This window comes from Xanthobacter autotrophicus ATCC 700552 (genome assembly GCF_043194565.1).
GTDB classification, from domain to species: domain Bacteria; phylum Pseudomonadota; class Alphaproteobacteria; order Rhizobiales; family Xanthobacteraceae; genus Xanthobacter; species Xanthobacter autotrophicus_F.
This window is the reverse complement of the sequence record NZ_JBAFVS010000095.1, coordinates 1-357: the sequence shown is the minus strand read 5'-3', so window position 1 is coordinate 357 and position 357 is coordinate 1. Positions and strand designations below refer to the sequence as shown.

The 357-nt window shown below is 68.1% G+C and carries 1 pseudogene; it reads right to left on the bottom strand.

Annotated features, from left to right (window positions below):
- Positions 1-108: 108 nt before the first annotated feature.
- Positions 109-357: pseudogene (locus V5F48_RS25065) on the bottom strand (IS110 family transposase); the annotation flags it as partial.

Here is a 357-nt window from a genome sequence, read left to right as displayed (position 1 = left end):
TCAAGTTTCGATCTCGCCCAAATCCCCGTCTCCCCGGGAGACGCCGCTCCGCCGTGGCGGAACCTGGTGACGCCGATGGTGGGGGCGGCCGGATCGCTCACGCCTCCATTATGCGCGCGTGAGCCGGCCGCCCTTCAGGCCGGCGCCGTATCGGAAGGTCGAGCCGTCGACCCAGATCTTGTGCAGGAGCACGCTGAGCGCCCGCGCCACCGCGGTCGCCGCCTTCTTCAGCCCCTTCTTCTTCATCAGCCGAAGCCCCCAGAGGCGCAGCTTGAAGCTCTTGGGGATGCGCGTGAGGATGGCGATCGCCGCCTCGTAGAGCATCGCCCGCGTCGCCTCGTCGCCGCATTTGGAGAT